Source organism: Kribbella turkmenica, assembly GCF_004348725.1.
Taxonomy (GTDB): domain Bacteria; phylum Actinomycetota; class Actinomycetes; order Propionibacteriales; family Kribbellaceae; genus Kribbella; species Kribbella turkmenica.
In genome coordinates, this window is the sequence record NZ_SMKR01000007.1 from 70,651 (window position 1) to 78,088 (window position 7,438).

Here is a 7,438-nt window from a genome sequence, read left to right on the forward strand (position 1 = left end):
AGTGACAGCGGGCGCTCACGCTGCCAAGGATCGCCGCCGATCAGTGCGCGATCGGGCGGCACCGGTAGACCGGTTCGACCGGCAGGTGGGCAGAGTTCACCGGCCGGACATGTCCAGCCCGGATCGGCGACCGCTACGGTCCGCAGGCTGAAGCCATGAGCCAGGTCTTCGGTACACCGCGGAACCCGGCGTACACGGTGACCCGCACGGACCGGTTCGGCCGGCCGATCTCGCTCGACCTGCGCACGCCCGAGGGCAACTCGGTGCTGTTCACCGGTCCGCCCGGGATGGGCAAGACCGTCGAACTGGACCGGGCCCAGGCGCTGGCCGAGCAGCAGGGCTGGATCGGGATCCGGGTGGACGCGTCGCCGCGGGAGCCGCTGGAGAACCGGTTCGTCCGCCGGGTGACCGACGACCTCGGCGCGATCCGCAAACGCTACGGGATGCTCGGCGCGCGCCGGCTGAAGAAGCTGGTGAAGGATCTCGGCCAGCGCAACCGCAGCCGGCAGAACGGCGCGGAGCTCCGGGTGATGCCGGTCCCGTTCGTGCAGGGTGTGGCGAAGACGCAGTGGGAGGCCGGCAACCAGGACAGTGTCGGCAGCACGCTGAATGAGCTGGCCGGGCAGCTCGGTGAGCTGGCCGCGAACCGCAAGCCGCCCGAGCCCGTCCTGCTCATGGTCGACAATCTCGACGTGGCCTCGGAGCGCGATCTGGCGGCGCTGACCGAGCTGGCCGCGCATCTGGAGCAGCAGCGCCGGCCGGTGTTCCTGATCGCGGCCGGTGGTGAGCTGGCGGCGACCCGGCTGATGGCAGCGTCCGGTGGCCGGTCCCGGGTCGCGACCGGGGTGACCGGCCGGTTCGACGTCCGCGAGGTCGGCCCGTTGTCCGACGACGAGCTCCGGCCGGCGCTGACCGAACCGCTCCGACAGGCGGGGATCGCGTACGAGCCGGAGGCAGTCGCCCGGTTGGTCAGGTCGGCGAACGGTGATCCGACCAGGCTGCGCGACCTGTCCGAGACCGCGCTGCCGATGGCGCTGGCGCGCGGGGGAGTGACCGTCGACGTCGCGAAGGCGGCGACGGCGCAGGTGAACGACAAGTCGCGGGTGTTGTACCAAGCCGCCTGGAACAACTGCTCGGACTCCGAGAAAGAACTGCTGGCGAAGGTCGCGGCCCACGGTCCGCAAGGACTCAGCCTCCCGGGCGACACCGGGCTGGCCGGCCTCGGCCGGTGGCAGGAACTGGACGACGACCGTCAGCAGTTGGTTGCCCGCGGCATGCTCCGGGACGACGGGCAGCGGATCTCGGTCGCCGATCAGGGACTCCAGGAGTGGGTGCAGGCCCGCGTCGGCCAGTCCGCCGCCCACCTCGGCATCGCCCCGCCGACGGCCGCCACCCCGGCGATCACCGCCGAGTCCGCCCGGCCAACGGCCACCCGCGACTACAAGGGCATGACGTTCCAGATCAACAGTTAGGACAGTCGCACGCCGTCGCGCTCGGCGCGCAGCAGCCCAGGCCCCGCCACGCCTGCACACCCTCCCGGACGGCGACGGCCGCAATCACCAGCCCGGCGACGGAATCGGCCCAGAACCAGCCGGCCGTGGCGTTCAGCACCAGTCCGGCCAGCAACACCGCGGACAGGTAGGTGCACAGCAACGTTTGGGTGCCATCGGCAACCACCGCGTTCGACCCCAACGCCTTCCCGGTACGGCGCTGGGCCGCGGACAGCACCGGCATCACCAGCAGCGACGCGACCGCGAGCCCGATCCCGACCGGCGACGCGTCCGGCTCCGACCGTGCGGCCAACGCCCGTACGGACTCGACCGTCACGTAGGCCGCGAGGCCGAAGAAGGACAGTGCGATCAGCCGCAGCGCCCGGCGCTCCCTGGTCTCGGGCAGCGGATTCCGGAACTGCCACAGGATGATCAGCCCGCTGGCCACCTCGACGATCGAGTCCAGCCCGAAGCCCACGAGGGCGACCGAACCCGACACCGCACCGGCCGAGATCGCCACGACGGCCTCGACCAGGTTGTAGCCGACGCTCGCCCCGGCCAGCACCTGCGCCCGGCGCCCGAGGCGCCGCCGGTCGACCCGTGGACCGACGTTGATCAGTGACATCCGGGATCCACCGCCAGCACGACGTCGAGGAGAGCGGTCAGCGCGGTCGCGAGCTTGGGGTCGGCCAACTCGTACCGCGTCCGCCGGCCCTCGGGCTCCGCGACGACCAGGCCGCAGCCGCGCAGGCAGGCCAGGTGGTTCGACAACGACTGCCGGCTCACGCCGAGCCGATCGGCCAGTTCCGCCGGGTACGCGGCGCCTTCGACGAGCGCCAGCAGCACCCGGGTGCGGGTCGCGTCCGACAACGCATGCCCGAACCGGGCCAGCACTTCACCTCGCGCCACGGTCTCCATGGCGCGACAGTACAGCATCAGATGTATTCAGCGGAAGCTGTACTCAGTGTCTGGAGGCACGCTCCGGGTGCGAGGGTCTCGGCAGGCGCAGGGCGGGATTGCCGCGATGACGGGCGGCAGGCGCATGGGCCCGTGGACCACGGAGCATCCAGAAGGCAAGGACGGCCGCGGCCAGCAGGCCGGCGACACCGGCGTAGTCGGTCAGACTCATCAGTCGATCTCTCTTCAAGCGTGGGGCGCGCTGTTCGGTCCCGCGGCCCCACCTCACCGCCCCGGTCAAGGGGCGGCGGGGTTCCGCGAACTTCTGACCGGAAGTGACGGTCACTCACCTCGCGCATGATGGCACTGAGGTGTCACGGCATCGGCTGGCCCGGATGTGTCACGGGCGGATGTGTTCGAATGTGCGCTGGGGCGTTGAGTTCCGAGCCTGGGAGGGCGCCAGATGCAGGAGGGCTTGTTGCTTGATGCGCGCGAGGAGCAGGCGTACCGGCTGCTGGTCGGGCTGTCCGCCGCGCGCCCGTCAGAGCTTGCCGAGGTCGCCGACCTGCCCCAGCAGGAGGCGGACGAGGTCTTGCAGCGACTGCAGGCGAAGGGCCTGGTCGCGGTCCACTACTCCGACGGCCCGGTCTTCCGGCCGCTGCCGCCCGACGTCGCCCTCGGTACGACGCTGCTGCGCCGGCAGGAGTCGTTGGAGGCCGCCCGCAAGACCGTGGCCGCACTGAGCGAGGAGTTCCGCGCCAGCGCGAGCCGCCGGGACGCCCACCACCTGGTCGAGGTGATCGTCGGCGCCAACGCGCTGCGCGAGCGCCTGCGCGACCTGCAGGAGTCGGCGCACCAGGAGATCTTGTGGTTCTGCCGGGCCAACCCGCTGGCTATGCAGGGTGCGGACAACACCGAGGAGTACGGCGCGCTGAGCCGAGGCGTCCGGTACCGGGCGATCTACGAGCGCGCCCTGCTGGAGCAACCGGGTGAGCTGGACACCATCGCCGAGGGGGTCAGCTGGGGTGAGGAGGCTCGCAGCCTCCCGACGCTGCCGGTCCGGCTGGCGATCGTGGACCGGGCGACCGCGGTCTGCCCGCTGGTCCGGGACGACGAGCTGGGGATCGGCGAGCCGACCGCCGCGATCATCGGCCGCGGCCAGCTGCTGGACGCGCTGCTGGCGCTCTTCGAGAGCCACTGGGAGATGGCGACGCCGGTGAAACTGCAGGCGGCCGAGCCGGCCGACGAGATCGAGGGCCTGGACGACAACGAGCGCTTCCTGTTGTCGCTCCTGGTGGCCGGCGTCCCCGACAAGTCGATCGCGTCCCAGCTCGGGATCAGCCGCCGTACCGTCCAGCGGCGGCTCGACCGGATGATGGCCCTGGCCGGGGTGGACACCCGGACCGGCCTGGCCTTCCAGGCCGCGAAACGCGGGTGGATCTGAGCTGGGGCAGCCCCCGCTGCCCCAGCTCGGTCCGGCCTACTTCACGCCGTACGCGCGGATCACGGTCTGGGTCACCGCGAGCCCACTGCTGTCGGTCGCGCGGACCTTCAGCGAGACGGTTCCGTGCGCCGACGGGACCACGGCCAGGTAGTGGCCGTGGGCACCGACCACGGCCAGCTTCTTCCAGCTCTTGCCCTCGTCGTACGACGCCCACGCCTGCAGCGCCGTCGAGCGGGTTCCTCCGGTGATTTCGAAGCCCACCGCGTGGGTGCGGGCCGCGACCCGGCCGGTCAGGTCGACCGGGACCGTGTAGCCGACCTGCAGCAGGGACAACGGGGTCGCCTTGTCCTCAGCCGTCTTCTTCGAGCGGAACTCCCACGAGGTCTGCGTCCGCGTACCCCAGTTCCACTCGCCTTCGGTGTCGTTCCGCTCGGTCGACAGGTCCAGCGTGTACGCCGCGTCCTCGCCGGACGTCATCACGTCCTGCCAGGCGTCCGGCAGTTCGGCGACGACCTGACCGTTGCGCGAGAGCACCGCGGACGACGAGGTCGTCTCGCCCACCGTGTAGTGGCCGGCGGCGTCCACGAACGACGGGATCCGCAGCGACAGCCGGTCACCGGTCCGGGTCGACTGCACCCCGGGAGCGGCCGCCGGGCGGACAACCGGACCGAACCAGGTCTCGTTCGACCGGCCGGTCCGGTAGCTGCGCGGCATCGACGTCATCCCGCCCTGCAGCGGGTTCATCTCGTCCCAGGTGTAGAGGTGGTGCACCCGGTGCTGCCAGAGCGAGTCGCCCGACGTCACCCACTCCTCGCGCACCTTCGGGGTCTCGACGAACCGCTGCGAGTCGTTCCAGGCGTACTCCTGCCACGGGCGCCAGCCGAACCGCTGTTCCTTGGCCCAGTCGAAGCCGCCGTTGTCGGCGTACCGGGTGGTGATCCGGGCGCTGTTCGCCGGCGTCACCTTGTAGACGATCTTCGCCGGGATGGACCCGGCCGAGACCTGGTTGACGTCGTACAGGTACGGGCTCGAGGTCGTCAGCGTCAGGTCGATCGTGGCGCGGCCGCGCTGGGCCCGCTCGATCAGCTTCTGACCGTCGTCGTACCCGGTGACCATCGCCGGGATCGGCTCACGCTCACCGACCGGACGCCACACTGTCCAGGGCGACCAGTCCGCCGGCCGGACCAGGATCACGGCCGCGGCACCGGCCTTCGCGGCCGCGGCGATCTGCTCCTGCTCGCTGCCGTTGCCCCAGCCGTCCTCGCTGGAGTCGATCACGGCCAGCGCGCCCTGCACGCCCTCGAGCGTGGAGTCGGCGTAGACCATCGGCAACCGCTTGGTCTTGCCGTCGTACGACGGCGACCGGTGCAGCAGGTTGATGTCGAGCGGACCGGCGATCCCCTGGACCTTGGCCTGGACCAGCGGCGCGACCAGCTGCCAGCGGGACGAGAACTCGAACGAGCCGTCCTTGACCGGCTTGGTCGGGGTGACGTTGACCTGCTCGACGGTGCTGAAATGCATCACCCCGTGGCTGATCGACCGGCCGTTGCCGTAGACCCGGTGCACGTAGTAGCTCAGGATGGCCTGCTGCTCCGAGGGCTTCGGCGTCTCGATCGTGATCGGCGCCGCCTTGCGCGCGTCGATCACGACCTCGGTGTCCTCGGTGACCACGATGTTCGGGTCGGTGAACAGGCTGACCTGCTCGTGCTGCGGGTCGTAGTTCTCGACCAGGCCGTGCATGAGGTACGTACCCTCCTCGACCTCGGCCGTGATGCTCTCCCCGTCCGGGATCCAGGCGAGAACGTCCGAGCGCGAGTTGTCGCCGAACAGCGCGACCACCGGGACCGCGGTCGGCTGACCGTCCAGGCCGATGCCGCGCAGGGTGATCGTGTGCTTCGGGCCCTGCCGGAGCGCTCCCACCGCGGTGTGGGTGACCACGCCGTTGGTGCCGGTGGCCACGATCCACCCGCTGTGCAGACCGCGGTCGAGCTTGGCCGCGGCCAGGTTCACCGGGACGTCGATCGTGCCGTTCGCCGGCACCGTGACGGTCGCCGGGACACCGAACGCGTCGGTCTCCGGCTTCGCGTTGTCGAGGTTCTTGACGGCGACGGACAGGGTCAGCGTGACCGGGGCGTCCGACTCGTTCCGGTAGGTGACGGTCCGGCTGCCGGCGTCGGTCGACGTCTGCAGACCGAAGTCCGCGACGGCGGTCGCGAACACCTGCTGCGACGTCGCCCGGGCCAGGTCGACCCGGCCCGCACCCTGCGCGTAGACCGACTGGTTCGGCTGCGTCTTCGCGGTGCTGACCAGGGCGTTCTTCAGCTGCTCGGCCTTCCAGTCCGGGTGCTGCTGCGCGAGCAGGGCAGCGGCTCCGGCCACATGCGGCGCGGCCATCGACGTCCCCGAGGCAGCCGTGTACAGCTCGTCCACCGGTCCACCCATGGCGGTGCCCTTGGCGCGCGCGGCGACGATGTCCACACCGGGTGCGGAGATCTCCGGCTTCAGGCCGGCGTCTCCGAGCCGCGGCCCGCGACTGGAGAAGTCCGCCAGCGCGTCGTTGCGGTCCACGGCCGCCACGGTCAGCGCCGACGCCGCGGCACCCGGCGTACCGACGGCCTCGTCCCGGCCCTCGTTACCGGCCGAGACGACGAACAGCGTGCCGGTCCGGGCGGTGATGTCGTTGACCGCCTGGCTCATCGGGTCGGTGCCGTCGGTCGCGCCACCGCCGAGACTCATGTTGACCACCTTGGCGCCTTCGGCGGCGGCCCACTCCATCCCGGCGATGATCCAGGACTCGTAGCCGTAGCCGTCGTCGCCGAGCACCTTGCCGACCAGCAGGTCGGCCTTCGGCGCGACCCCCTTGCGGGTGCCGCCGGCACCGGCACCGGTGCCGGCGATCGTGGCCGCGACGTGCGTGCCGTGACCGAAGTGGTCCGCCGGGCCGGTCGGGCTGCCGGAGAAGTCCTCGGCCTGCTGCACCTTGCCGGCCAGGTCCGGGTGCTCCGCGTCCACGCCGGTGTCCAGTACGGCGACCTCCACGCCGGAGCCCTCGTAGCCGGCCTGCCAAGCGGCCGGCGCACCGATCTGCGGGACGCTCTTGTCGAGCACCGCACGGACCTTGCCGTCCAGCCAGATCTTGCTGACCCCGCTGTTCAGCGCGCGGGCGCCGACGGCCGGCTTCAGCGACCTCCACAACTCGGGCAGCCGGTCCTTGGCCGCGTCGACGGCGCGGCCGCCGATCGAGCCCAGGTCGCGCTTGGCCGTCGTCCCGGCCAGCTCCTGGGAGCTCCGCAGGCCCTGGTCGTACTTGACGATCAACGGGAGCTGCCGCGCCGCGGAGTCGCCGTACCCGTCGGCGATCAGCTCCTCGACGTCGAACAGGTCGGCGTCCAGGACCCCGGTGGAGATGTACGGTACGGCGTCGGCCGGCAGGACCCGCAGTCCGCCGTCGACCTCGATCGTGTGGAACGTGACGCGCTCACGGCCGGCGGCCGGGCGGACGGTCGCCGCCTTCTTGCCGGCACCGGCGTCGCTCACCTCGACGACGTCGCCGGTGATCAGCGTGACCTTGGTGCCGGCGGCGCCGGCTTTCTGGGCGGGTGTCGGG

The 7,438-nt window shown here is 71.3% G+C and carries 6 protein-coding genes; 2 read left to right on the forward strand and 4 right to left on the reverse strand.

Translation table 11 applies throughout. From position 1 onward, the window contains the following. Positions 1-155 precede the first annotated feature (155 nt). Positions 156-1,472, forward strand: a complete 1,317-nt coding sequence (locus E1218_RS03040) for an AAA family ATPase (RefSeq protein WP_132315972.1) — start codon at positions 156-158, stop codon at positions 1,470-1,472. Here E1218_RS03040 and E1218_RS03045 read toward each other — a convergent pair. From E1218_RS03045 to E1218_RS35880, 3 genes are read right to left on the reverse strand one after another with little or no spacing between them, the layout of a single operon-like run. Continuing rightward, entirely contained in the window at positions 1,462-2,115 is a 654-nt protein-coding gene (locus E1218_RS03045) for a cation diffusion facilitator family transporter (RefSeq protein ID WP_132315974.1), read from the reverse strand. The genes E1218_RS03040 and E1218_RS03045 overlap by 11 nt on opposite strands. Beyond that, on the reverse strand, positions 2,106-2,408 hold the full coding sequence (locus E1218_RS03050; protein WP_202865741.1) for an ArsR/SmtB family transcription factor: 303 nt from the start codon (positions 2,406-2,408) through the stop codon (positions 2,106-2,108). The genes E1218_RS03045 and E1218_RS03050 overlap by 10 nt, the downstream gene beginning before the upstream one ends. Before the next feature lie 43 nt (positions 2,409-2,451). Beyond that, positions 2,452-2,619 carry a hypothetical protein gene (locus tag E1218_RS35880; RefSeq protein WP_165949101.1) on the reverse strand — a complete coding sequence of 56 codons (168 nt, stop codon included), beginning with the start codon at positions 2,617-2,619 and terminating at the stop codon, positions 2,452-2,454. A 246-nt stretch (positions 2,620-2,865) separates the two neighbouring features. On the opposite strand from E1218_RS35880, the gene E1218_RS03055 reads away from it, so the two are divergent. After that, a complete protein-coding gene (locus tag E1218_RS03055) occupies positions 2,866-3,831 on the forward strand; it encodes a helix-turn-helix domain-containing protein (protein ID WP_233711967.1) in 966 nt (321 codons plus the stop codon). A gap of 36 nt (positions 3,832-3,867) precedes the next feature. On the opposite strand, the gene E1218_RS03060 is transcribed toward E1218_RS03055, so the two are convergent. Further along, a partial coding sequence (locus E1218_RS03060) for a S8 family serine peptidase (RefSeq protein WP_132315978.1) occupies positions 3,868-7,438 on the reverse strand: 3,571 nt, incomplete at its 5' end.

Bases quoted from the DNA above. Each gene is read 5' to 3' on its own strand.
- E1218_RS03040 (WP_132315972.1), top strand. From the start codon at position 156: ATGAGCCAGGTCTTCGGTACACCGCGGAACCCGGCGTACACGGTGACC.
- E1218_RS03045 (WP_132315974.1), bottom strand. From the start codon at position 2,115: ATGTCACTGATCAACGTCGGTCCACGGGTCGACCGGCGGCGCCTCGGG.
- E1218_RS03050 (WP_202865741.1), bottom strand. From the start codon at position 2,408: ATGGAGACCGTGGCGCGAGGTGAAGTGCTGGCCCGGTTCGGGCATGCG.
- E1218_RS35880 (WP_165949101.1), bottom strand. From the start codon at position 2,619: ATGAGTCTGACCGACTACGCCGGTGTCGCCGGCCTGCTGGCCGCGGCC.